Below are 24335 nucleotides of genomic sequence, written 5' to 3'. Positions count from 1 at the left end.
CGCGCTCCTATTCCCATTCCAGCTCGGCGAAGGTCGCCGTCACGTTGCGCGGGTTGTACACATCGAACAACAGCCAGCGGTCCCGTTCATTCTCCGCCACATGCGCGACGGCCTCCTGGATGCTGCCGCCGGCCTTCAGCACCCGCCGCACCCCCTGCACCAGCGTGGTCAGGTAGCGCCGCTCGGGATCCAGCGCGCCCGGCCAATCGACGGCGGCAGGGCCGTGTCCGGGAACGGCGCGCACTGCCGGAATGCGCTCCAGCGCGTCGAGCACCCGCAGCCAGCCAACCGCACTGCCGTCCACCGCCGGCAGATGGTCGAGAAACAGCAGGTCGCCGGCGAATAGCGTCCCGGTCTGCCGGTCGAAGACGGTCAGGTCGTTGTTGGTGTGCGCCGTCGGATGAGCGGTCAGGACGATGACTCGGTCGCCGAGGTCGATCCGCACCTCCTCCCCCACCGGCCGGTCCACCCGCACCGGCGCGATCCCGGCCGCGGCCTCGGCGCCCAGTTCGTCGGCCAGCCGGCGCTGGTAGACCTCGATCCGGGCGGCCAGCGCGTCCCGCAGGTTTGCGTGACCGACGATTGGAATCCCCTCGAAGGCGGCGTTGCCGAACACATGGTCGGGATGCATGTGGGTGTTGATGACCACGACCGGCGGCTTGTCGGTGCGGGCTGCGATGGTCTCGCGCAGACGACGCCCCAGTTCCGGCGTGCCGCCGGTGTCGATCACCGCCACGCCGTTGCCGCCCACGACGAAGCCAATGTTGGCGGTGTCGCCCCCGTTGTCCGGCGCCGGTTCGGCGATGGCGCCCTGATGGACGAAGATGCCGGGCGCGACCTCCGTCACCGCGAGCGGTTCCGACCATGCGGGTGCCGCGGTGGCGACGGACAGTATGGCGGCAAGGATCAGGCGGATGCCCATGCCACCCTCCCCCGCCGGGTTCCGTCCGGCGCCCGGCCGAGCGCGTTCAACAGGGCTACGGCGACCGCAGGTGCGCAGTCCGCGGCGATGGACCGCCAGCATTCCGGCAGGGTGGCCGCCTCCATCAGGAAGCGGTAGGGGCGGCCGGTACGCGCGGCCACACGCTCCACCAGGAAACGGCCGACCCCGGCCCCGACCAGGGGCGCTTCGTCCGGCACCGCGCCGCGCGAGGCGACCTGGGCCAGCCCGTCCTCGATCCTGCGGACCTGATGGTCGATGAAATGGTTGGCGAGCCGGCGCCATGTCGCCTCACCGCCGTTCGCCGGATCGCCGGAATCGGCCCCGACCATGCGGGCAAGGCGCCGGGCGCTGGCCTCCAGTCCCTTTTCGCGGCCATCGGCAGTCGGGTGAAGGTCGGCCCCCTCCGGCAGGGTGCCGGCAAGCCGGTGGGCATCGGCCATGGTGGCGAAATACTCCGCCATCACGCCGCGCCAAACGCCCTTGACGGGAGCCTGCGGTGCGACCGCCATGATGGGGGTGCGGACGACACCGGTGTAGAGCAGTTCGCCCGTCTCCATCCGTGCCGCGTCGGTGTAGCCCGCATTCAGGACGCAGCCGGCGGCGAAGGGTACGATGTCTGTGGTGGTGCTGCCGATATCGACGAGGATACCCTCCGGCAGCGCCAGGGCGGCCAGCGCCGCCGTGGCATGCCAGTTGGCCGAGGCGACCTCCGCCACCCGATGGCGGGCCTCGGCGGCGGGCAGGAAGCCGGCCGGGCCGGCGAACACCTCCAGCGGCACTCCACCAGGCAGTCCGGCGGCCAGCACATCGAGGATCCGCCCGACCCCATCGGCGCGGTCGGCGAACAGATCGACCAGTTCCCCGGTCATGGTGACCGCCACATCCGACAGCGGCCGATGGAGTTCCGCGACCTCCGCCAGCGCCCCCTCCAGCTGGTCGAGCCCCTGCCACAGCGGACAGGGAGCCTGCACCACGTCGATCAGCTCGCCATCGGAGAGCCATGCGGCCTTCAGGTGCGCGCCGCCGACATCAAGGCCGAGGGTGAACGTCATTCCTGTCATCCTTTGCTTCCTGTTCCCTTTGCTCCAGCCAGTGGGCGAAGAGGCTGGCGACGGTGAGGTCGGCGGAGGTGCCGGGGTTGATGCCCTGCCATTTCAGCCTGGCATCGAAGGCAAACAGATGGTCGTGCCGGACGGCATCCGATTTTTCCGCCGCCAGCTGCCGGCGCACGTCCTGTGCTTCCGTCATCAGTGCCGCCGCCACCGTCTCCCCCTGCTTGCGCAGGACGTGGCTGTCGGGGAAGGCGGTCAGGAACTCCAGATAGACCGCTTCGGCCATCGATACGGGATCCTTGCCGGCATCCCTGCCATCCAGCGCCCGCGCACGGACGACGCCGATCTCGAAGACGTCGCGGAAGCCATCGGCATATTGGGCGGCGATGCGGTCGCGCGACCGTGCCGCGGCCATGGCGGTGCGCAGATCCACCGTCGCGGGGCCGGCGACGTCATGCTCCGCCGCGCGGCCCAGCCCGCCGGGTGACGCAAGGCGGATCGCCTCATAGGCGGCTTCGGCGTCCTCCACGCTCAGCTCCTCCAGCACGGCGCAAACCCTGTCGCGGAGCGGACGGGACGGCGGCATCTCCGCGGCGCGCGCCAGCGGGGCGGCCAGAAGCAGGATGCCGAGATTGGTGTTGCAGTTCACCGCCGCCCGCGTCGCCCGCACCGCCCGCAGGATCCGCTCCCCCACCGACGCGCCGGGCCGTGCGATCTCCGGCGCCGCGACCTCCGCCGACAGCAGGAAGTCCGCCACCGTCATGCCGTGGCCGGCAGCGTGGACATGGACGTTCCCGGGCTTCAGCGCCATCACCTCCGCCCGGCAGACGGCCATGAACAGCTCCGCGACGCCGGGGGTCATTCCCGTCACCCCCCGAAGGATTGGTCAAGCATGCCGGACGCAAGACGCCCGCCATGGAAGCTGCGGCCGGAGTCGAGTGCCGTCACCACCGCGCGGGCCGGGGCGAACAGCAGCGGGTCGATGGCGTAGAAGTCCTTGTTCACCGCCGCGAACACCTCGGCGAAGGGGCGCCCGTAGTCGCGCGATTCCGTGCTCGGCAGCCGCCGCGCCAGGTCGGCGGCGGCATCGTCGGGGCCGGTGACGAACAGTTGGACGGTGCCGCCGAACAGGATGGCGTCGTTGGTCCGGCCCATCGCCTCGACGAAGCCCTTGCCCGGCGGCGGCAGTGGCGCCACGCCGATGCCGTCGACGACGTCATGCAGCGGAAAACCCAACGCATGCACCTTGTGCAGGGCGACCTCCAGCACGCGGGCGACGATCTGGACGGTGCCGGCGAGGCTCGCCGTCGGCGTCAGCACCAGGGTCAGCCGCTCCGGCGCCACCCCGCAATCGGCGGCGATCCGCTCCACCAGCGGGACCGGCGGGACGGTGCCGCTTTCCAGAACCAGAACCGCATGGTCGCCGCTGTCGCCGTAGCCCAGTTCGTCGAACAGCGTCTCCTTTCGGGCCATGGCGCGTCCGGGACCGGAGCCCAGAGCGAAGAAGGACCCGGTCTCTTCCTTATGCGTGAGGCTCCACCCCGCATACTGGCTGCCGAGGCAGGCGAGCACCGGGTCGGTGCTGTGTACCGCCACCTGGAAGGGCCAGCGGTCTGACTGGGTGTCGGCCTGCAGCGTCACCCGGCCAAGGCCGCCCATGCACAGCTCGGCGATGCGGCGTCCGGCCTCCAGCCCGCCGGGCCGGGCGATCCCGCCATCGACAACCGTCGCACCGGCAACGCGGTCGATGCCGATCCGCAATTGTGCCGCATCGGCGACCAGTGCGGCGGCGAGCGGAGCGGCGAGGGCCGACAGGCTGGGGCGATCCTGCATTATGATGCCTTTCCGGCGATGGTCCGCGCCGCGTCCATGGCGTCCTGAAAATCGAAGGCGACGGCGGTGCCGCCGGTTTGCATCCGCTCCAGCAGATGGTGCTGGACCTTGAACTTGACGTTGCCGATGGCGAGCGCGCCGATGCCGACGGCGCCCGATGCTGTTGCCAAGGCGACCCCGTCGTCCTGCACGCCGACGCCCTCGACCCCGGCCGGCGGCACGGCGTTGATGTCGGCCGCCACTCGCAGGCGCTTTGCCGCGCGCAGATCCTCGGCGGGCAGCACCGTGATCCCGGCCTTGCCGCAGGCGAGCACGACCTCCGCCCGCTCCAGTAGAGCCGCCTTGCCGCCGCTCGCCGTGTCGGCGCAGGACAGCGTCACGCCATAGCGGCGTCCGAACTCCTCCGCCTTGCCCTGCACCGCCGAAACGCCGCGGTGGCTGACCAGGGTGACATTGCCGCCGGCCTGCGCGGCGATCAGGCCGGCGATGCCGCCGACCACGCCCGTCGCGCCATAGACCTGGACATCCAGCCCGCTGAGGCCGTCCAGACCGGCGCGCCGCAGGGCACGCTCCACCACCGCGACCATCGCGGCGGCGGTGGTGAAGGCGCCGGACGGATCGGCGAAGACCGAGATTTGGAAGGGCGGGAACATCGCCTTGCGGGCCACGTCCAACATGTCCAGCGCCATCGCCGCGTCGCGCCCGCCGATGAACAGGCCGGTCCGCGCCGCGTTCTTCGGATCGCGGGAGAACATGGCGTCCTGCGTCAGGGCCTCGACCTGCGCAGTTTCGATCCCCGTATAGGGGATCACCGTGTCGATGCCGGCGTCCACCGCCATGTTGACGTCGAACGGGCTGACATTCGCCAGCGGCGTGATCATGTGCAGCACGTAAGGGGCGCTCATGCCTGCCTCCCTGTCAGTTGTTCACCGGCCGCCTATTCACCAGCCGCCCGCCGGGCCGCAGGCATGAAGCCCGTCCCGGCGTTCGTGTTCTCCACCGTCGCGCCGAGGTTCCGGCCACGGCAGACCATGACCTCCAGCGGCGATCCGGCCCAGCGGTCGCGCATCTCGCCGGCCAGCCGTTCCGCCGACGCGGCATCGCCGACGATGGCGAAGCAGGTCGGCCCCCAGGAGCTTTGGCCGACGCCGGCGATCCCCTGCGCCTCCAGCCAGGACAGCGCCTCCGCCACCAGCGGGCTGGTGAAGCGTCCGCCCTGGGCCGGGGCGAAATGGTCGCCGACGGTGCGCTGAAGCTCGCCGATGGCTCGGCCGAAAGCCTCCACGTCGCGCTCCGCCAAGGCAGGGAGTGCGACCATCAGCATCAGCCGGCACAGATGGGCCGCGGCATCCGGCGGAAAGGGCGGCAGGCGCCGGAAGGCCTCCGCCTCCGGCGCGCCGTGCAGCCCGTGCCCGCCGCGGTGGAGCAGCAGCAGGATGCGCCAGTCGTCGGGAAACTCGGCCCGCGCGATCAGCGGGGGCGCCGCATCCAGCCCGCCCCGGCCGCCGTCCAGCAGCACCCCGCCCTGCTCGAAGGCCGCCAGTCCGATGCCCGACCGCGCCCCCCGTTCCAGCGCGCGGGCCAGATCGCGGGCGGCGGTGCGGCGCCCCTCCAGGCAAACGAGCGCCGCCGCGACGGCAAGGTCCGTCTGGGTGCCGGAACCGAGCCCGACATGGGCCGGGATCGCCTCCTCCACCGTTACGGCGACCATGTCGGAAAGCCCGGCCTCGCGGCCCAGACGTTCTATGCTGCGGCGGACACGGTCGGCGGACGGGCCGTCGACGGTGAGCCGGTCGGCCGGACGGATGCGCAGGGTGATCGCCGGCCGGTCGATGGCGATGCCCAGGCTGCCGAAGCGGCGCCCCAGCCCGCCATTGAGGTCGACGAAGCCGGCATGCAGGCGCGCGGGCGCATGGACCCACACCTCCCCTATCCGATTGCGCTGGTGGCTCATCTGCATTCCCTTTGCGCGGGTCCCGGCACAATGTTAGCGTTACGAACAAAATTGTCCGTAGCGCGAACGAGTATCTGCGCGCAGTAACCCGAATGGGGTGCGGATTTCCGGGGAGGAAACTGGTCATGAACGGACCGAACGGCATGTCCGTGGCCGATCATGTCCAAGCATCGGGCGTTCCGTATCGGGGCCGATGCTTGGACGGTTGCCGGCGAAGACGACTGCTCATTTGAAATCCACCGGATAGGCTGCTGGCAATAGTTCCTGCGGCCTATGCAGTCGATTGCGCATCCGGGTTCATTCTCCGCGGTTCAATCTCCGTTCAGGCAATTGGGGGGCCATGACCTTCCACCCCGAAATCCTCTGTCCGTTCTGCGGCCTGGGATGCGGCGACATCGGGATCGATCAGGACGATTCCGGCATCGCCCCCCGGCCCAGCGGCTGCCCGCAGGCCGACCGGCTGTTCCGCCGGCCCATGGGGGTGGCAACGGATGCCCGCATGGCCGGCACCCCCGTCCCCGTGGACCAGGCCGTTGCCGAGGCGGCGCGGCTGCTCGGCTCCGCACGTGCGCCGCAGATCGCCGGGCTGGCCGCCGATGTCGAGGGCGTGCTCGCCGCATTGACGCTCGCTGCACGCATCGGGGCGACGGTCGACCATGAGCGGTCCGACGCCCTGTTCCGCAACCTCGCGGTCCTGCGGCGCTTCGGCTGGTCGGTCACCACCCTGGCAGAGCTGCGCAACCGCTGCGATCTCGTCCTGGTCGTCGGGCCGGATCCGGCCGCCGCCTTCCCGCGCCTGTGGGAACGCTGGGTTGCGCCGGCACCGGCCTTCGTCCCCGGCGGGGACAGGAGCGTCGTCTTCCTGGGCGGGGAGCCGCTGCCCGAGACCGTGCAGTGCCTTGCCGGTCAGATCGAGACGCAGGGCATGGAGGCCGACCCGCAGCCCGACCTCGCCACCCTGGTTACAAGACTGAGGACGGCACTGGCGGGCCGGACGGCGTCGAACGATGCCCGGATGGCGGAACTGGCGGCCCGGCTGCGGGCCGCGCGCTATGCGGTGGTGGTGTGGGCGGCGGGGCTGTTCGAGGGACCTCAGCCCGACCTGATCGTCGAAGCGCTGGTCCGGCTGGTTCGCACGGTGGACGGCACGACGCGCTGCGCCGGCCTGCCGCTTTCCGGCGCCGACAACCTGATCGGCGCCAATCAGGCCTGCACATGGCGCACCGGCTTTCCTTTGCGCACCGGCTTCGAGGCGGGCGCGCCGTCACACGACCCCGACAGGTTCGCCTGGCGGACACGGCTGCGCGATGCCGACGTGACGCTGTGGATTTCCGCCTTTCGGCCCGAAGTGCCGGAGTTCGGCACCAGCGGCAGCGTCATCATGCTGGCGCCGCCGGAGACGGCCATCACGCCCGAACCGGCGCTGTTCATCCCGGTGGGAACGCCGGGCATCGACCATGCCGGCGACGTGTTCCGCGCCGACAGCGTGGTGGCGCTGCATGCGGGCGCGCTGATCGACCGGGGCTTGCCCAGCGTCGCCGACGTGATCGGCCGGATGCTGGTGGCGCTGGAGCAATCCGCCGAAACTCAGGAGGCTGCCGGATGCTGACGAAGCTTGCCGGCGGACGGCTGTTCGACCCGGCCAACGGCCGGCACGGCGAGGTCGCCGACCTCTGGCTGCGCGACGACCGCATCACCGCCGATCCGGGACCGGGCGCCACGCCCGACGCCACCTACGACCTGACCGGCAAGGTGGTGATGGCCGGCGCCATCGACATCCACAGCCACATCGCCGGCGGCAAGGTCAACCTCGCCCGCCTGCTGATGGGGGAGGAGCACGAACACCACCGTTTCGCCGGCAGTCCCTGCGGCTGCGGCGGGGGAAGCGGGCTCGCTACCCCATCCACCCATACGACCGGCGCCCGCTATATCGAGATGGGGTTCACCGCCGCTTTCGAGCCGGCGATGCTGGGCTCCAACGCGCGGCATGCGCATATGGAGATGGGCGACATCCCCTACATCGACACCGGCGGCTATCTGGTGCTGGGCAGCGACGATTTCCTGCTCGACCTGATCGCCACCAATGCCGGGCAGGCCGCGATCAACGACTATGTCGCCTGGATGCTGACGGCGACCCAGAGCCTCGCCGTCAAGGTGGTCAACCCCGGCGGAATCAACGCCTTCAAGTTCAACGCGCGCACGCTCGATCTGGACGAGCCCGGACCCTATTACGGCGTCACCCCGCGCACCGTACTGACCGTGCTGGCCCGCGCGGTGTACGAGCTGGGACTGCCCCACCCGCTGCATGTCCATGGCTGCAACCTGGGCGTTCCCGGCAACGTCGCGACGACGCTGGACACCATCCAGGCGGCGTCGGGCCTGCCGATGCACATGACGCACATCCAATTCCACAGCTACGACAATGAGGGCGACCGCAAATTCTCTTCCGGCGCCGCGGCGCTGGCGGAAGCGGTGAACCGGACCCCAACCCTGTCGGTGGACATCGGGCAGGTGATGTTCGGGCAGACGGTGACCGCGTCGGCCGACACCATGGCGCAGCGCCACACCGCGCCGCTGGCCCATCCGCGCAAATGGCTGGCAATGGACATCGAATGCGACGCCGGCTGCGGCGTGGTCCCCTTCCGCTACCGCGACAATTCCTATGTCAACGCGCTGCAATGGGCGATCGGGCTGGAGCTGTTCCTGCTGCTGGACGATCCCTGGCGGGTGTTCCTGACCACCGACCACCCCAACGGCGCGCCATTCACCTTCTATCCGGAGCTGATCCGGCTGCTGATGGACCGCGATTACCGGCTGGCCAAGCTGGCGGAAATCCACCCCGACGCGCCGGCCCATACCACGCTGGGCTCCATCACCCGCGAATACACGCTGGCGGAGATCGCCGTGATGACCCGTGCGGCCCCGTCCCGCATCCTGGGGCTTGCCGACCGCGGGCATCTGGCGCCGGGGGCCTCGGCCGACGTCACCGTCTACACCGACCGGCCCGACCGCCGCGCCATGTTCGAGCGGCCCGACCTCGTCTTCAAGAGCGGCCGGCTGGTGGTGCGCGACGGAACGCTGGTGGCGATGGCACAGGGCTGCACCCATGTCGTCCGTCCCGGCTTCGACGATCTGATCGAGCGCCGCATCGCCCGCCATTTCGACGAGCGCCTCGGTCTGCCGATCAAGCATTTCCGCATCCGCGACGAGGAGATCCGCCACGGCGCCGGCCCCATCCTTCACCCCTGCCGGCGGCGGGAGGTGCCGTGATGGCGGACCTGCAGATCAACGGCGTGCGCATCGAGGACACCTTCGCCGAAGCCTTTCCGATGACCTACACCCGTCTGGTCGTCACCGCCGATACGCCCGCCTGGGTCGATGCGGCGACCTCCAGCCTGACCGGATTCGCCACCTCGGTCATCGGCTGCGGCTGCGAGGCGGCGGTGGAACGGCTGCTGACGCCGGAGGAGACGCCGGACAGCCGGCCCGGCGCCGCGGTGATGATCTTCGGCATGTCGACGGGCGACCTCGCCAAGCATGTCGTCAACCGGGTCGGGCAATGCGTCATGACCTCGCCGGGGTCGGCCTGCTATGCCGGGCTCCTCAACGGCGCCAAGCGCATCCCGCTCGGCGGCGGCCTGCGCTATTTCGGCGACGGGCATCAGATCGCCAAAAAGTTCGGCGACCGCCGCTTCTGGCGCCTGCCGGTGATGGACGGGGAGTTCGTCTGCGAGGACAGCGTCGCCGTGGGCAAGGGCATCGGCGGCGGCAATTTTCTGATCCTGGCCGCCAGCCACCGCCAATGCCTCGCCGCGGCGGAGGCGGCGGTGGCGGCGATCCGGCCGCTGCCCGGCATCATCCTGCCCTTCCCCGGCGGGGTGGTGCGCTCGGGCTCCAAGGTCGGGTCGAAATACAAGGCGCTGATCGCCTCCACCAACACGCGCTTCTGCCCGACCCTGCGGGCGGTCGAACCCGAGACGCTGCTCTCCCCCGATGTCGAGGCGGTGCTGGAACTGGTGCTGGACGGCACCGACGAGACCGCCATCCGCGCCGGCATGCGGGCCGGAATCGCCGCAGCCGTTGCCGGCGGGACGGCGGCCGGCGTGCTGGCGATCACCGCAGGGAATTACGGCGGCAAGCTCGGCCCGCATCACTTCCATCTGCACGAGGTGATGGCATGAGCGGCCTGTCCCTGACCTACCGCGGAGACGCCGGCATGACGGTGGACATGTCCGCGCTGCTGCCGGAGCGGCTGGCCGGGCTGACGGCTGACGCCATCGCGCGGATGACCCTGCCCTGCGGTGGCGGGTCGGCCCGGCTCGGCGACCTGTTCGATCTGTCGGCCGGCGATGCGGCGGAGGGACTGCTGATCCGGCCGGGCGGCGCCATCCTGCATCGGGTCGGCGCCGGCATGACGATGGGCCGCATCCTGGTCGCGGGCGACGCTGGCAACCATGCGGGCGCGGGTATGACCGGCGGCCTGCTGCGGATCGAGGGCACGGCCGGCGACAGCCTGGGCGGCGTCCTGCCCGGATTGCCCCTGGGGATGCGCGGCGGGCTGATCAGCGTCGGCGGCGATGCCGGGGATCGGGCGGGCGAGCGGATGCGGCGCGGGATCGTCGTCGTCGACGGCCGGGCCGGCGCCTATGCCGCCGCCTTCATGGTCGCCGGCACCCTCGCCATCGGGGGAGGCTGCGGTCCGCATCCGGGGTTCGGCATGCGGCGCGGCACGCTCCTGATCGGCCGGCCGCAAGAGGCTGCGCCGGATGGATTCGCCGACGGCGGCACGCGGGATTGGCTGTTCCTGCACCTGCTGCGCCGCGCGCTGGAGGGCACCGGAAGCTGGTTCGAGCGCGCGGGCACCACCCGCGCCCATCGCTTCATCGGCGATCTTGCGGAAGGAGGGAGAGGTGAGATTCTGGCCGTTGTCTAGGCGACGCACCGACTTATCGAATGCCGTGAAACGAAGGCGGCTGATCGCCGCCCTGCCGCTTGCCGGGCTCCTGATCGCCGCGCCGGCAGCGGCGGCATTGGCCCAGGATGCCGGCGGGCAGGCCGTTTTGATCGGCTACCTCACCCGGCAGGAGGACCCGCGCACGCCGGCCAGCTTCCTCGAACCGGTGGCGACCGACGAAGGTCTTCAGGGCGCCCGTCTGGCCCTGGCCGACAACAACTCCACCGGCATGTTCCTGAACCAGAGCTTCCGGCTGGTGGAACAGGTCCTGCCCCCCGACGGCGACATCGCCGCCGGGCTGAAGGCGCTGGCGGACGAGGGCGTTCGCTTCGTCGTCGCCGATCTGCCGGGCGATGCGCTGCTCGCCATCGCAGACCGGCCGGAAGCCCGGTCGATGCTGCTGTTCAACGCCCGCGCCCCCGACGATGCGCTGCGCAACGAGCAGTGCCGGGCCAACATCCTGCACACCGCCGCCAGCCGGCGCATGCTGGCCGATGCGCTGGCGCAGTATCTCGCCTGGAAGAAATGGTCGGGCTGGAGCCTGCTGATCGGCCGCGATCCCGGCGACGCGCTCTATGCCGATGCGGTGCGCCGCGCCGCCAAGCGCTTCGGCGGCCGGATCGTCGCCGAGAAGAGCTGGACCTTCGACACCGGCAACCGCCGCACCGATACCGGCGTCACCACCATCCAGTCCGACATCCCGCTCGCCACCCAGGGACCGGACTACGACGTGCTGGTCGTCGCCGACGAGGCGGGGAATTTCGGCGATTACCTCGACGGCCGCACCTGGCATCCCCGCCCGGTGGCCGGCACCCAGGGCCTGATCGCCACCGCCTGGTCACGGGTGAACGAGCAGTGGGGCGGCACCCAGTTGCAAAGCCGGTTCGAGAAGCTGGCCGACCGCTGGATGCTGCCGCGCGACTATGCCGCCTGGCTGGCGGTGCGCAGCGTGGGAGAGGCGGCGACCCGCACCGGCGCCACCGGCTTCGACGACCTCGTCGCCTATCTGCGCAGTCCCGAATTCGAACTGGCCGGCTTCAAGGGCGAAGCCCTGTCCTTCCGCAAATGGGACGGCCAGATGCGGCAACCCATCCTGATTGCCGGGCCGCGCATGCTGGTTTCGGTGTCGCCCCAGGAAGGGTTCCTGCACCCCGTGACGCCCCTCGATACGCTCGGCGACGACGCGCCGGAAAGCAAATGCCGTTTCAACCGTTGAAGAGGCGGACCACCCCATGCGTTCCTTACTGTGCACCATGCTGTTCCTCGCCGCACCGGCCCTGATTGCGGAACCGGTCTTGGCCGAAACCATTTTCGTGTCCAACGAGAAGGACAACCAGATCGCCGTGGTCGACGGCGACAGCCTGCAGATCACCAACAAGATCAAGGTCGGCCGCCGGCCGCGCGGGATCACGCTCAGCGGCGACGGAACACAGCTCTATGTCTGCGCCGGCGACGACAACCGCGTCGATGTGGTGGACATCGCCAGCGGCAAGGTGGTCCATTCCCTGCCCTCCGGCCCCGATCCGGAGCTGTTCGTCCTCTCCCCCGACGGCAACCGGCTGTATGTCGCCAACGAGGACGACAACATGGTGACCATCATCGACATCCCCAGCCGCAAGGCGGTCGGCAACATCCAGGTCGGGGTGGAGCCGGAAGGGATGGGGATCAGCCCGGACGGCAAGATCCTGGTCAACACGTCCGAAACCACCAACATGGCGCATTTCATCGACACGGAGAAACGCGCCGTCGTCGGCAACGTGCTGGTGGACAGCCGGCCCCGCGTGGCCCGCTTCAGCGACGACGGCAAGCATGTCTGGGTGTCCAGCGAAATCGGCGGCACGGTCAGCGTCATCGACGCAGCCACCCGCAAGGTGGTGAAGAAGATCCGCTTCGAGGTCACAGGCGTCCGGCGCGAGGCGATCCAGGCGGTCGGCATCCAGATGACCCGCGACGGCAAGCGTGCCTTCGTGGCGCTCGGCCCCGCCAACCGGATCGCCGAGATCGACACCGAGAGCTTCGAGGTGAAGCGGTACTTCCTGGTCGGCCAGCGTGTCTGGAACCTCGCCTTCTCTCCCGACGAAAAGCGGCTCTACACCACCAACGGCATCAGCAACGACCTGTCGGTGATCGATCTGGAGCGCAACAAGGTCATCAAGAGCATCGCCGTCGGCGGCGCACCCTGGGGGGTCGTGGTCAAGCCGTGACGGGCAGGTGACGACATCGCGGAACCCGCGACCGCAGCGCCCGGTTGAGGGGAAGGCCGGGTGCGGCGGCGGCTGTCGGCGACGGCCCGGCCCTAGGGAGGTGTAATCATGACAATGAAGCTCTCCAACGGCCCGGTCCGTGCCCTGGCCTGTGCAGCCGTGGTCGGTGCCGGCATCCTCGGCGTGGCGGCCATGGCCCCGTCGGCCTCTGCCCAATCCACCACCGGCACCACTACCCAGAACGCCCCGGCGGCGACCGAGGGGCAATTGCCGTCAGATTCCCTGCCCGGCCAGCGCCAGGGTGCCATCGGCGGCGCTCCGGTGCCTCAGGGCAGTTCCGGCACGTCAGGCGGGACTACCAGCGGTTCTGCCACCGGCTCGACCTCGGGAAGCGGCGCTGCGTCGCCGACCGGACAACTGCCCGACACGTCTCTGCAGCAGCAGCGTCAAGGCACCATCGGCGGCGATCCGGTGACCCAGGGCGGGTCGGGCGGAACGGCCGGATCGACCGGCAAGCAAGGACAGCAGTGACGCCATCCCGCGGACCGATCGCAGCCGCCGCAAAGATGGGGTAACAACCACCAAACGGTCATGCCTTCCCAGCCGATACTGGTGCGGCACGAAGACGGCGGCTGCGATTTCAAGGTACTCCGGAACCCTTTTGTGAGTTTGTTGTACAAACAAACAAACTGGCATAATGCCCACCGTGACCGACGCCGGAACTCTCAGACAATCCAGACGCCGCGTTACCGGCGACCCGGCCGGATTGAGCTGACAGGATCGAACTGACCGGCGTGACCGCATGACTGCGGCGGTCCTCCAATGATTTTCAAAAACATGGGAGAAAACGGCGATGGGCATGTGGCAGGGGTCATCCCCGAAAATCAATCGTGTGCTGGTGGGTGAGTCGCTGGTCGGCGACGGGAACGAGGTGGCCCACATCGACCTGATCATGGGGCCGCGCGGCAGTGCTGCGGAGACCGCCTTCTGCAACGCACTGACCAACAACAAGGACGGTTTCACCAGCCTGCTGGCGGTCATCGCCCCAAATCTTCAGTGCAAGCCCTCCACCATCCTGTTCAACAAGGTCACGATCAAGGGCGCGGAACAGGCGGTCCAGATGTTCGGCCCGGCCCAGCACGGTGTGGCCAAGGCGGTCGCCGACTGCGTGGCCGAAGGCACCATTCCGCAGGACGAGATCGACAACATCTTCATCTGCGTCGGCGTCTTCATCCATTGGGAGGCGAAGGACAACGCCAAGATCCAGGATTACAACTACCGCGCCACCAAGGAAGCCATTGAACGCGCGGTGTCCGGCTATCCCACCGCCAAGGATCTGATGAACCAGAAGGACGTCGCGAAGCATCCGTTCGCCGCCTGATTTTCACCAGGGACCGTTCATTGCGAAAGCCCCTCTCCCCTCGTGGAGAGGGGTTGGGGCGAGGGAGAAAAGGCAACCTCCGCAGGCTTCGGCCGTTGAGCCGAACAGCGAACAGAGGACCGAAAACCTTCCGCCATCCCAGCCATTCCGCTGTTGCCCATCCACGGCGATACCAGGTTGGGCACAAACATCGGATCATTGAACGCATTTGAATAAATCATTAGGTTGACGCAATGTTACACCAACTCAGCGCTTAACGACTTGATTTATTCCAGTTCTAAACTAGATTTTCTGCACATCTCACCCCGCATCGCACAAAGAACTAGCCATAATTCTCTGATCACTACCCGTTCGGGTGATGGTCGCGCCGGGCCATCAACGGTACCATTTCCTAATGGGCATCAAGGCAATCATGCCGGTTCGCCCATTGCAGCGGAGGAAACGGACATGAAAACCTGGCGCAAACCGAAGACCGCCGAAATCCGGGTCGGCACGGAAATCAACGCCTACGCCTGCGCCGGCCTGTAACCGGCACGGAACGTTCCCACTCGAAAAGAAACGTTCACTTCGGCCACTCAGGCCGGCCGCGGCTCGAAATGGGCAAAGAACTGCCCGGTGCCGTCCGGCGCGCTGGCGTCGTAATGCAGCGCGCAGAGCCGCAGCCGGCCGGCATCGCCCAGTTCCGGCCCGGCCAGCATGCTGTGGAAGCTCTCGCCGCCGAGCAGCCGATGGGCGGTGGTCAGATACAGGCGCGACAGCCTGCGGTCTCGCAGCATGGTGTCGAGCATCCGCGGACCCGTCAGCAGATAAATGCTGCGCAGCCCCTGCCGGCCAAGTGCATCGGCCAGCGGCCCTCCTTCCACCGACGCACCCGATCCGACGGCCAGCACCTCATGGCCGGCGGCGCGCCACTGCGCGATGCGCTCGGCCGGCGCCGCCGCCCCGGTGGCGATGAGGACACGCTGACCATGGCGGGCCGGCGAGTCCGGCATCGGGAAATCCAGGCTGGCGCTGGCGATGACCAAGGCCGGTTGTGGCGCCAGGCCGTTGTCGGTGCGCCACCGCGCGAGATCCCGCGTCGCGTCCTGCGTCCCCACCTGCAGCACATTGTCCAGCCGGCCGGCCGCCAGATCGCGCAGATACCCGCCATGGGTGACCATGCAGTCCGCCTGCGCCTGGAGTTCCAGGAACAACCGGAAATCGTTGCCGCTGACCAGCCCGGCGGGCAGGCGGCTTTCACCGGTCATAGGGTCGCGCAGGGCGATGCGCCCGTCCAGGCTGGCGACGAAGCTGGCATAGACGAAGGGTGCCCCGGCACTCCCCCGCTCATGCAGGCGGTGGGCGAGATAGGCGCCGTCAAGCGCCATGTCTTCCGGCGGGCCGGGAAACAGCCGCAGCATGCGGGCGGTCATTGCGGCCCTCGCGGTGCGGCGGCATCGACCCGGGCGAGGAAATCCGCCGCCAGCGCGTCGGCGATGTCGGCGTCGCTGACCGTTTGAAGCCCCTGCCATGCGGGCATCGAGTTCACCTCCAGCACCAGCCACCGCCCGTCGTCATGGGGGGCGGAAATCAGATCGACCCCGGCATAGTCGGCCCCCACCGCCGCCGCGGCGCGCACCGCCAGTTCGCCCACCGAACCCTCCGGCGCCAGGGCTTCACAGCGCCCACCCTGATGGACATTCGTGATCCAGCTGCGGCCATGGCGGATCATCGCCGCCACCGCGCGCCCTCCCACCACGAAGACCCGGCAGTCGCGCCACTCGCCGTCGCGGCGCGGCGGAACGAAGGGCTGCAGGTAATAAACGCCGGCCACGGCCTCGGACTCCGGCACGTCGTCCGGCCGCGGCAGGCGGCGCAGGCCACGGCCCTGGGCGCCGAACAGCGGCTTCAGCACGCAATCCGGCCAAGCCTCCACCACCGCGCGGGCCGTCGCGGCATCCTGCACGGCGACGGAGGGCGGCGTCGGCAGTCCGGCCTGGGCCAGCAGGAAGCTGGTGGTGCTCTTGTCCACGCAACGCTCGATGGCGCGGGCAGTGTTGTAGACGGGCACCCCCAGCCGGTCGAGCGCATGAAGCACCCCCAGCCGCAGCGTCACTTGCTCGAAGCTGCCCTGCCCGACCACCCGCACGAAGGCCCCCGCCGGCAGCGCATCGCCGAATCCGGGCAGCAGCAGCCCCGTCGCCGTCCGCCCGACGGCGAAACCGCAGGCGCTCAGGGGCACGCGGCGGCATTCGACGCCGCGGCGCGTCATCGCCTGTTCGAGCCGCGCGGCATGCCAGTCGGCGCCATCGGTGAACAATGCGACCACGCCGCTCATGCCGCCTCCGCCAGGTTATGGCGCCGGAAAAGCTCCCGCGCGCGCCGGCCGGCAAGTCGACGGGCCTCCACCGGGTCGGCAGCGTCCGCCAGGACGGTGCAGAGCGGCGCACCCGCCGGGATATGGGCCGGTGTGCAAGGACGGTCGGCGGTCCAGTCCGGCCAGCGCATGCGGCTGTCCAGCAGAACAGGCGTCCGCGCATAGACGACCAAGGCGGCGCGACAGCCGGCAAGCGGCGGCAGAGCCTGCGGCAGCTCCCCGGCACAGGCGGCCATGTGCAGGCCCAGCAAGCCCGGCATTGGCGGACGGTCGAACAGGTCCAGCGTCGCCCCCGGCCGCGGGTTGATCTCCAGCAGGCACCAGCCCTCCGGTCCGGCCAGGAAATCGGCGCTGTTGAGCCCGACCAACCCGACCTCCGCAGCGATGCGCGAGACGGCGGCGATCATGGACGCGGCAACTCCTTCGCGCATCGGCGGCACCGGCAGCGGGCCGACCGCACCGCCATAGCGAAAGGGCTGGCGGGGCGCGGGAGCCGCCCATTGCCGGCTGAACCCGACCGGCAGCACGCGCCGGCCATCGGCCAAGAACAGCAGGGACACCGGACGCCCCGCCACGCGGCGTTGGAGGTAATGTCCGGCCGGCACGCGCCGCCCCGCCGGCCGGATGTGGCCGCCGCCGCTGGCACCCGCGCGCTTCATCAGCCATCCCCCGCGGTCATCCGGCAGCGACGTGGCGATCTCCGGATGCGGAATGCCGAGGCGGGCAAGCAGAGCGGCGAAGGCAAACGGGTCCTTCAGCCTTGCCACCGTTCCCGCAGCGTTGCCGAGGACCGGCCGGTCGCGCTCCAGCGCCGCAAGCAGCTCCGGCCTGTCCTCGAATCCGGCGCCATAGACCAGCGGCACCCCGTGCAGATCGGGAGCCGCCAGGGCGCGCCGCAGCGCCGGGTTGGGAAGGCGCAGCCGCCTTGACGGCAGGGTAAGGCAGCGGTCGGCCATGGCTGCGGTGTCCGCGTCGGCGAACAGGTCCAGGGCAGTGACGCCCAGCCCGCTGCGGCGTCCGCTGGCCGTCAGTGTCCGCGCCGACAGCGCCACCACCAGGACATCACTCTTCGGGAGTATGGTCGGGGTCAAGCTCACGTCCCGGCGCGAAAGCGCCTTGAACATTCATCCGCGATCCCAACAATCATGCGGCAAAGCCATCTTTGCAATCACCCTTCCGAACAACGGCGCGTGCCGCCCATCCGGCGCCCATCCGGGTGAAGACGGGGGTGCGGCCCGTGGAAAGACAGTTGGGGAAGACAGTTGGGGAAGACAGGATGTTCGAGGCCGTGGTGCTTCCGGAGTCTCCGTCGATTTCCGCAATTCACGAATCCGCCGCCCCGTCCGTGGCCGCTCTGGCTGTGGAGGATCTGAGCCACAGCTTCGGCAAGCGCGTCGCGCTGGATCATGTCTCCTTCACCGTGCCGCCGGCCGGCTTCACGATGCTGCTGGGTCTGAACGGCGCGGGAAAGACCACGCTGTTCTCGCTGATCACCCGGCTCTACTCCAGCCGCAGCGGCGACATCCGCATCTTTGGCTTCGACCTGCGGCGCCAGCCGACCCGCGCGCTGGAGCGCATCGGCGTCGTGTTCCAGCAGCCGACGCTCGACCTCGACCTCACGGTCCTGCAGAACCTGCGCTATCACGGCGGCCTGCACGGCATGCGGCCATCGGACTGCGAAGCCCGCGCGCGCGAGGAGTTGGCACGCATCGGCCTGTCCGACCGCGCCGACGACAAGGTCCGCGCCCTGTCCGGCGGGCAGCGCCGCCGGGTGGAGATCGCCCGCGCCCTGCTGCACCGCCCGAACCTGCTGCTTCTCGACGAGCCGACGGTCGGGCTCGACGTGGACTCGCGCCGCCACATCCTTGCCCATGTCCGCGCGCTCTGCCGCGAAAAGAACCTCGCCGTGCTGTGGGCCACCCATCTGATGGACGAGGCGGCGGACGAGGACTCCGTCGTCGTGCTGCACCAGGGCCGCCTGCGCGCCTCCGGCAGCGTCCGCGCGGTCTGCGCCGAAACCGGCACGGCCGCCCTGCCAGCCGCCTTCGCCGCCCTGACGGCGGGGGAGCGCCGGCCATGAGCGCCGCCACCTACTGGTACTGTCTGCGCAGCATCATCGTGCGCGAGGGACTGCGTTTCCTGCACCAGCGCGAGCGCTTCTTCGCCGCGCTGGTCCGGCCGCTCGTCTGGCTGGCGATCTTCGCAGTCGGCTTCCGCGCGGTGCTGGGCGTGTCGATCATCCCGCCCTACGAGACCTACATCCTCTACGACGAATATGTCGTGCCCGGCCTGGTTGCGATGATCCAGCTGTTCAACGGCATGCAGAACTCCCTGTCGATGGTCTATGACCGCGAGATGGGCAGCATGCGGACGCTGCTGGTCAGCCCGCTGCCGCGCTGGTACCTGCTGGTCGCCAAGCTGCTGGCCGGTGTCGCGGTGTCGATCGCGCAGGTCTATGTCTTCCTCGGCATCGCATGGCTTTGGGGGGTGGAGCCGCCGCCGCTGGGCTATCTCGCCGTCCTGCCGGCACTGGTGCTGAGCGGGCTGATGCTGGGGGCGTTGGGCCTGCTCCTGTCGTCCTTCGTCAAGCAACTGGAGAATTTCGCCGGGGTGATGAACTTCGTCATCTTCCCGATGTTCTTCGCGTCCTCCGCCCTCTACCCGCTCTGGCGCATCCGCGAAGGCAGCCCGGCCCTGTACCTGATCGCCGCCTACAACCCCTTCACCCAGGCTGTGGAGTTGATCCGCTTCAGCCTGTATCTCCGAGTCGACGTCACCGCCCTGCTGTGGGTGGCCGGCTGCCTCGCGCTATTCCTCGGCGCTGCGGTTCTGGCCTACGATCCCGGTCGCGGATTCTGGGCGAGACGGGGTGGACCGGCGGAACAGGCCTGATCGCGCAAGCGCCAGCTCGACCATGTTCGACGTTCGAATTACCGCTTTCGGTTCCCTCTACCCGCTATTTCGCTTCGTTCAAAAACTTTCGAACGGCGGCGGAAAATAATCTTCACAGACTATCTTTATTTGATCAGACTGACTGTCAGCATCACCAACATAATGCGGGGCAGTTTAGAACCCCGCCAAGGGCCGTGCTCCGGCACTTGATACCGGCACGCCTGGATGCCGGAAGCATTGTGATTCGGAACTTTGGGTGCGGATGCACCCCCGACGCCGTCTGATCGACATCACGCGCCAACGATGGAGGGAGACCGCCCTCTCAAAAGACCACTCCACCGACACCGCCGCCTGTCGCCGCGCAGTCCCTGGGACCACGGACCACCCCTAAAAAAACGGGAGGAAACAGATGAACCCCTTCGTGCGCTGTCTGCTCGTCACCGCCGCGATCCAGGCGGCCACCGCCACGGTCGCCTATGCCAACGAAGACACCCTGAAAAATCAGAAGGATCCGGCCAACTGGGCGATGCAGCTCGGCAATTATGCCGGCCAGCGCTACAGCACGCTCGACCAGATCACCCGTGAGAACGTGAAGAACCTCAGGCCGGTCTGGCAGTTCTCCACCGGCGTTCTGCGCGGCCACGAGGGCGGCCCCGTGGTGGTCGGCGACACGATGTACATATCGACGCCCTTCCCCAACATCGTCTATGCGCTGGACCTGAACGACAACGGCCGCATCAAGTGGAAGTACGAGCCCAAGCAGGACTCCGCCGTCATCCCCGTGATGTGCTGCGACACCGTCACCCGCGGCGTCGCGGTGGCCGGCAACAAGGTCTTCCTGGGTCAGGCCGACAACACGCTGGTGGCGCTTGATGCGCAGACCGGCAAGATGCTGTGGTCGGCCAAGAACGGCGACGCCAGCAAGGGCGAGACGCTGACCGCCTCACCTCTGGTCGTCAAGGACAAGGTCTATGTCGGCATCAGCGGCGGCGAGTTCGGCGTCCGCGGCCATCTGACGGCCTACGACATCAACTCGGGCAAGATGGTGTGGCGGGCCTATTCGACCGGTCCCGACAAGGACGTGATGATCGACCCGCAGAAGACGCTGATGATGGGCAAGCCGATCGGCGAACCCGACCTCGGCATCAAAACATGGCCGGCCGACCAGTGGAAGATCGGCGGCGGCACCACCTGGGGCTGGTACACCTACGATCCCGACCTGAACCTGATCTATTACGGCACCGGCAACCCCGGCACCTGGAATCCGGCGCAGCGCGCCGTCAACAAGGACCGGGCCAAGAGCGACAACAAATGGTCGATGACCATCTTCGCCCGCGATGCCGACACCGGACAGGCGAAGTGGGTGTTCCAGAAGACGCCGTTCGACGAGTGGGACTATGACGGCGTGAACGAGAACATCCTGGCCGACATCAACATCGGCGGCCAGCAGCGCAAGGTCCTGGTCAACATGGACCGCAACGGCTTCGGCTACACGCTCGACCGCAACACCGGCGAGCTTCTCGTGGCGAAGAAGTTCGATCCGACCGTCAACTGGGCGACCGAGATCGACATGACGACCGGCCGGCCCAAGGTGGTCGACAAGTACAGCACCTTCGCCCAGGGCGAGGACACCAACACCACCGGCGTCTGCCCGGCGGCGCTGGGATCGAAGGACCAGCAGCCGGCCTCCTACTCGCCGGACAGCGGCCTGCTCTATGTGCCGACCAACCACATCTGCATGGATTACGAGCCGTTCAAGGTGGAGTATTCGGCCGGCCAGCCCTATGTCGGCGCGACGCTCAGCATGTATCCGGCTCCGAACTCCCACGGCGGCATGGGCAACTTCATCGCCTGGGATCCGGCAGCCGGCAAAGTCGTCTGGTCGAAGCCGGAACGCTTCGCGGTGTGGAGCGGCGCCCTGACGACCAAGGGCGGCATCGGCTTCTACGGCACGCTGGAAGGCTATCTGAAGGCCTTCGACCTGCGTGACGGCAAGGACCTCTACAACTTCAAGACGTCGTCCGGCATCATCGGCAACGTCAACACCTACACGCACAAGGGCAAGCAGTACATCGCCGTGCTGTCGGGTGTCGGCGGCTGGGCCGGCATCGGGCTGGCCGCCGGGCTGACCGGCGAACAGGAAGGCCTTGGCGCCGTCGGCGCGCACAAGTCGCTGGGCGAGTACACCCAGCTTGGCGGCACGCTGACCGTCTTCGCCCTCCCGGACAACCAGTAACCGGCAAAGCTTGGCGCCGTCCCGGAAAGGGGCCGGCGCCAAGCTCCTTTTTCCAAGCTGATGGCAAGACACGAACAAAGGCAGTGGGGAGAGACAGTGAGATGCCCAAATACCTGATCGGGCTGTGCGCCGCTGTTGGGTTCACCGCGACGGTGACCCTCGGCAGCGCGTTCGGCCAGCAGGAGGCCGCACAGAAGCCGGCGCAGAACCAGCCAACACAAAACCAGCCGACGCAAAACCAAACGGCTCAGACACCATCGAGCGGAAGCGCACCGCAGGAAGCGAAGATCGCAGAGCCCGAGGAACTGGTGAACGATGAAGGGGTGCCGCTCTACGCCGTGCGGGACGGCAAGGTGGACCAGGGGACCTACAACGGCTATCGGCGCTATGCCTCGTCCTGCCATGTGTGCCACGGACCGGACGGGCTTGGATCGTCCTTCGCCCCGGCCCTGACCGACTCGCTGAAGCGAATGGACTACTGGCAGTTCACCGACGTGGTCACCAACGGCCGCACCAACATGGGGGCCACCGGCGACCGGGTGATGCCCACCTTCGGCACCGATCCGAACGTGATGTCGAATCTCGCCGACATCTACCGGTATCTGAAGGCCCGCTCCGACGACAAGGTCGGCCGCGGCCGGCCCGAACGGATCAAGTCGGCATCGTGAGTCCCGCATGATCCGCCGGCCCGCCCTTTCCTTGATGCTGGCCGCCGTGCTCTGTGCGGCGGCCCTCCCCGTCCGCTCGGCCTTTGCTGCGGAAGGCATTCCGACGGAGGTGCTGCGCGTCTGCGCCGACGGCAACCTGCTTCCCTTCTCCAACGACCGGCAGGAGGGGTTCGAGAACCGCATTGCCAAACTGATCGCCGACGAGCTGAAGGTGCCGCTGGCCTTCACCTGGTGGCCGCAGACCATCGGCTTCGTCCGCAACACGTTGCGCACCCGGCAATGCGATCTGGTGATGGGGACGGCGGTCGGCGAAGAGCTGATGCAGAACACCAACCCCTATTACCGGTCCACCTACGCGCTGGTCTACCGCAAGGATTCCGGGATCACGGCCAGGACGCTGGCCGATCCGTCGTTGCAGGGCGCGCGCATCGGCGTCGTCGCCCGCACGCCGCCGTCCGCGGTGATGCTGCGCCACGGGCTGACCAACCTGGAGCCCTACCAGCTCGACACCGACACGCGCGCCCACCACCCGGCCCAGCAGGCGGTGGAGGATGTCGCGGCGGCCCGCACCGACGCCGCCATCGTCTGGGGTCCCATCGCCGGCTTCTTCGCCGCCCGGCAGTCCGTGCCGCTGACGGTCGTGCCGCTGAAGGACGAACCGGGCACTTCGCCCTTCCAATACATGATCTCAATGGGCATCCGCCCGGACGAGCCAGACTGGCGCCACTGGCTGAACGACTTCATCGTCCGCCGCCAGGGCGATATCGACCGCATCCTTGCCGAGTACCATGTCCCGCTCGCCAATGCCGACGGGTCGATCCGGGCGACGTCCGCCAAGGCGGAAGTGCCGGAACCGGACGGCTATCGCATGGCCGATTACCGGTCCCCGACGCCGCCCTCCCTGCGCGGCGCCGAGACGGTGGGACCGGATGAGGTCGAGCGACTGGCCAAGGCCGGCGCCGTCCTGGTCGATGTCCTGCCGACGCCCCCGAAGCCCGAAGGGCTGGCGGCGGGAAGCCGCTGGGTCCCGCCGCCGCATCGCAGCCTGCCGGGAGCCCACTGGCTGCCGAATGTCGGCTATGGCGCCCCTTCCGCCGATCAGGAGGCCTATTTCCGCACCAGCCTGGAGGCGCTGACCGCGGGCGACCGCAAGCGTCCGCTGGTGGTGTTCTGCCAGCCGGATTGCTGGATGAGCTGGAATGCCGCCAAACGGGCGGTGGCGCTCGGGTATCAGGCGGTCAAATGGTACCCGGCCGGCACCGATGGCTGGACGGCCGCAGGCCGCGAGCTCGTCACGGTCGAGCCTGAACCCAAGATGGCGAACTGAGTGCCGGCCTCAGGACAGAAGCGCCGACAGCATGCGCGCGATCTGGCCGAGCCGCTGTTCGATGCGGGCCGGCTGCTCGCAAACCGCGTTCTGCGCCCGGCGGCGGTCGTCGAGGATGCGGCGGTCCCAGGCGATGGCGGCCTTGATCTCCTGCGCGCGGGCCGCATCCGCCGACGCGGCGTCGAGGTCGCGCAGGGCGGCGGCGATGCGCTCGCGCATGGCCCGCTGATGCTGGGCATAGCGCTCGATGGACGCGATGGCGGCGGTGCGCTGGCGGTCAAGCGTCTGGAAGGTGCCGGCGAAGACCAGCGCGAGCTTGCGGTCATGCTCCTGCTCCGCCCCCTTCTGCACCGGACCGGCCAGCGCGCTGGCTTCCGGTTCGAGGCTGGCGGGATCGATGCTGCCGTCGGCCGCACGCCTGACCAGGGTGGCGATGGCCGCATCGCGCTGCCACTCGTCCCCCAGCCCGTCGATGGACGGGCCGTCCCACACCGAAGCCGGCGACAGGGCCGGCACCAGAACCTGCGGGCAGGGC

At 68.8% G+C, this 24335-nt stretch carries 24 protein-coding genes; 14 read left to right on the top strand and 10 right to left on the bottom strand.

Annotation, left to right across the window (positions count from 1 at the left end):
• Positions 1 to 7: 7 nt before the first annotated feature.
• The 6 genes from VD964_RS02465 to VD964_RS02440 are packed head-to-tail and all read right to left on the bottom strand — an operon-like array spanning position 8 to position 5782.
• Complete coding sequence (locus VD964_RS02465) at positions 8 to 922, bottom strand: quinoprotein relay system zinc metallohydrolase 2 (protein ID WP_324865198.1); 915 nt, start codon at positions 920 to 922, stop codon at positions 8 to 10.
• A complete protein-coding gene (locus tag VD964_RS02460; RefSeq protein WP_324865196.1) occupies positions 907 to 1995 on the bottom strand; it encodes a hydantoinase/oxoprolinase family protein in 1089 nt (362 codons plus the stop codon). Before VD964_RS02460 ends, VD964_RS02465 begins: the two co-directional genes overlap by 16 nt.
• Complete coding sequence (locus VD964_RS02455; RefSeq protein ID WP_324865194.1) at positions 1973 to 2857, bottom strand: triphosphoribosyl-dephospho-CoA synthase; 885 nt, start codon at positions 2855 to 2857, stop codon at positions 1973 to 1975. The genes VD964_RS02460 and VD964_RS02455 overlap by 23 nt, the downstream gene beginning before the upstream one ends.
• Positions 2858 to 2862: 5 nt before the next feature.
• Complete coding sequence (mch, locus tag VD964_RS02450; protein WP_324865192.1) at positions 2863 to 3828, bottom strand: methenyltetrahydromethanopterin cyclohydrolase; 966 nt, start codon at positions 3826 to 3828, stop codon at positions 2863 to 2865.
• Positions 3828 to 4733, bottom strand: a complete 906-nt coding sequence (locus VD964_RS02445) for an NAD(P)-dependent methylenetetrahydromethanopterin dehydrogenase (RefSeq protein WP_324865190.1) — start codon at positions 4731 to 4733, stop codon at positions 3828 to 3830. Before VD964_RS02445 ends, mch begins: the two co-directional genes overlap by 1 nt.
• A 32-nt stretch (positions 4734 to 4765) precedes the next feature.
• The gene (locus VD964_RS02440; protein WP_324865188.1) at positions 4766 to 5782 is read right to left on the bottom strand and encodes a beta-ribofuranosylaminobenzene 5'-phosphate synthase family protein; all 1017 of its coding nucleotides are present in this window, start codon (positions 5780 to 5782) and stop codon (positions 4766 to 4768) included.
• A gap of 340 nt (positions 5783 to 6122) precedes the next feature.
• Between VD964_RS02440 and VD964_RS02435 the strand changes: the two genes are divergently transcribed.
• From VD964_RS02435 to pqqA, 9 genes are all read left to right on the top strand, one after another.
• Positions 6123 to 7391, top strand: coding sequence for a formylmethanofuran dehydrogenase (locus tag VD964_RS02435; RefSeq protein ID WP_324865186.1), 1269 nt, complete (start codon positions 6123 to 6125; stop codon positions 7389 to 7391).
• Positions 7385 to 9052, top strand: coding sequence for a formylmethanofuran dehydrogenase subunit A (locus VD964_RS02430; RefSeq protein ID WP_324865184.1), 1668 nt, complete (start codon positions 7385 to 7387; stop codon positions 9050 to 9052). Before VD964_RS02435 ends, VD964_RS02430 begins: the two co-directional genes overlap by 7 nt.
• Complete coding sequence (gene fhcD / locus VD964_RS02425) at positions 9052 to 9963, top strand: formylmethanofuran--tetrahydromethanopterin N-formyltransferase (protein WP_324865182.1); 912 nt, start codon at positions 9052 to 9054, stop codon at positions 9961 to 9963. The genes VD964_RS02430 and fhcD overlap by 1 nt, the downstream gene beginning before the upstream one ends.
• On the top strand, positions 9960 to 10715 hold the full coding sequence (locus VD964_RS02420; RefSeq protein WP_324865180.1) for a formylmethanofuran dehydrogenase subunit C: 756 nt from the start codon (positions 9960 to 9962) through the stop codon (positions 10713 to 10715). Before fhcD ends, VD964_RS02420 begins: the two co-directional genes overlap by 4 nt.
• A gap of 25 nt (positions 10716 to 10740) precedes the next feature.
• On the top strand, positions 10741 to 11952 hold the full coding sequence (locus VD964_RS02415) for an ABC transporter substrate-binding protein (RefSeq protein ID WP_324865178.1): 1212 nt from the start codon (positions 10741 to 10743) through the stop codon (positions 11950 to 11952).
• A 16-nt stretch (positions 11953 to 11968) separates the two neighbouring features.
• A complete protein-coding gene (locus tag VD964_RS02410) occupies positions 11969 to 12940 on the top strand; it encodes a PQQ-dependent catabolism-associated beta-propeller protein (RefSeq protein WP_324865176.1) in 972 nt (323 codons plus the stop codon).
• Positions 12941 to 13048: 108 nt separating this feature from the next.
• Positions 13049 to 13471, top strand: coding sequence for a hypothetical protein (locus tag VD964_RS02405; protein WP_324865173.1), 423 nt, complete (start codon positions 13049 to 13051; stop codon positions 13469 to 13471).
• A 322-nt stretch (positions 13472 to 13793) separates the two neighbouring features.
• Positions 13794 to 14321, top strand: a complete 528-nt coding sequence (fae, locus tag VD964_RS02400; protein ID WP_324865171.1) for a formaldehyde-activating enzyme — start codon at positions 13794 to 13796, stop codon at positions 14319 to 14321.
• A gap of 447 nt (positions 14322 to 14768) precedes the next feature.
• Positions 14769 to 14849, top strand: a complete 81-nt coding sequence (gene pqqA / locus VD964_RS29830) for a pyrroloquinoline quinone precursor peptide PqqA (protein ID WP_111068801.1) — start codon at positions 14769 to 14771, stop codon at positions 14847 to 14849.
• A gap of 47 nt (positions 14850 to 14896) precedes the next feature.
• Here pqqA and VD964_RS02395 read toward each other — a convergent pair whose 3' ends face one another.
• From VD964_RS02395 to VD964_RS02385, 3 genes are read right to left on the bottom strand one after another with little or no spacing between them, the layout of a single operon-like run.
• A complete protein-coding gene (locus VD964_RS02395; protein WP_324865169.1) occupies positions 14897 to 15733 on the bottom strand; it encodes a RibD family protein in 837 nt (278 codons plus the stop codon).
• A complete protein-coding gene (locus VD964_RS02390; RefSeq protein WP_324865168.1) occupies positions 15730 to 16638 on the bottom strand; it encodes a RimK family alpha-L-glutamate ligase in 909 nt (302 codons plus the stop codon). The genes VD964_RS02395 and VD964_RS02390 overlap by 4 nt, the downstream gene beginning before the upstream one ends.
• Positions 16635 to 17774 carry an ATP-grasp domain-containing protein gene (locus tag VD964_RS02385; RefSeq protein WP_324865235.1) on the bottom strand — a complete coding sequence of 380 codons (1140 nt, stop codon included), beginning with the start codon at positions 17772 to 17774 and terminating at the stop codon, positions 16635 to 16637. The genes VD964_RS02390 and VD964_RS02385 overlap by 4 nt, the downstream gene beginning before the upstream one ends.
• A 179-nt stretch (positions 17775 to 17953) precedes the next feature.
• Here VD964_RS02385 and VD964_RS02380 point away from each other — a divergent pair, with 179 nt between their 5' ends.
• The 5 genes from VD964_RS02380 (at position 17954) to VD964_RS02360 (ending at position 23800) form a co-directional block, all read left to right on the top strand.
• The gene (locus tag VD964_RS02380) at positions 17954 to 18757 is read left to right on the top strand and encodes an ABC transporter ATP-binding protein (RefSeq protein ID WP_324865166.1); all 804 of its coding nucleotides are present in this window, start codon (positions 17954 to 17956) and stop codon (positions 18755 to 18757) included.
• Positions 18754 to 19569: an ABC transporter permease gene (locus tag VD964_RS02375; RefSeq protein ID WP_324865164.1), complete on the top strand. Its 816-nt coding sequence runs from the start codon at positions 18754 to 18756 to the stop codon at positions 19567 to 19569. The genes VD964_RS02380 and VD964_RS02375 overlap by 4 nt, the downstream gene beginning before the upstream one ends.
• A gap of 409 nt (positions 19570 to 19978) precedes the next feature.
• Positions 19979 to 21805 (top strand): methanol/ethanol family PQQ-dependent dehydrogenase, encoded by a 1827-nt coding sequence (locus VD964_RS02370; RefSeq protein WP_324865161.1) that lies wholly within the window; start codon positions 19979 to 19981, stop codon positions 21803 to 21805.
• 101 nt (positions 21806 to 21906) lie between these two features.
• A complete protein-coding gene (locus VD964_RS02365) occupies positions 21907 to 22473 on the top strand; it encodes a c-type cytochrome (protein ID WP_324865159.1) in 567 nt (188 codons plus the stop codon).
• A 7-nt stretch (positions 22474 to 22480) separates the two neighbouring features.
• Positions 22481 to 23800 carry a quinoprotein dehydrogenase-associated putative ABC transporter substrate-binding protein gene (locus tag VD964_RS02360; RefSeq protein WP_324865157.1) on the top strand — a complete coding sequence of 440 codons (1320 nt, stop codon included), beginning with the start codon at positions 22481 to 22483 and terminating at the stop codon, positions 23798 to 23800.
• A 9-nt stretch (positions 23801 to 23809) separates the two neighbouring features.
• Here VD964_RS02360 and VD964_RS02355 read toward each other — a convergent pair whose 3' ends face one another.
• Positions 23810 to 24316 (bottom strand): hypothetical protein, encoded by a 507-nt coding sequence (locus tag VD964_RS02355; protein ID WP_324865155.1) that lies wholly within the window; start codon positions 24314 to 24316, stop codon positions 23810 to 23812.
• Between the last annotated feature and the right edge of the window lie 19 nt (positions 24317 to 24335).

This window comes from Azospirillum sp., from assembly GCF_035628975.1.
Classification (GTDB): domain Bacteria; phylum Pseudomonadota; class Alphaproteobacteria; order Azospirillales; family Azospirillaceae; genus Azospirillum.
The sequence above is the reverse complement of the archived record's forward strand: the minus strand, read 5'-3'. Positions and strand labels throughout refer to the sequence as shown.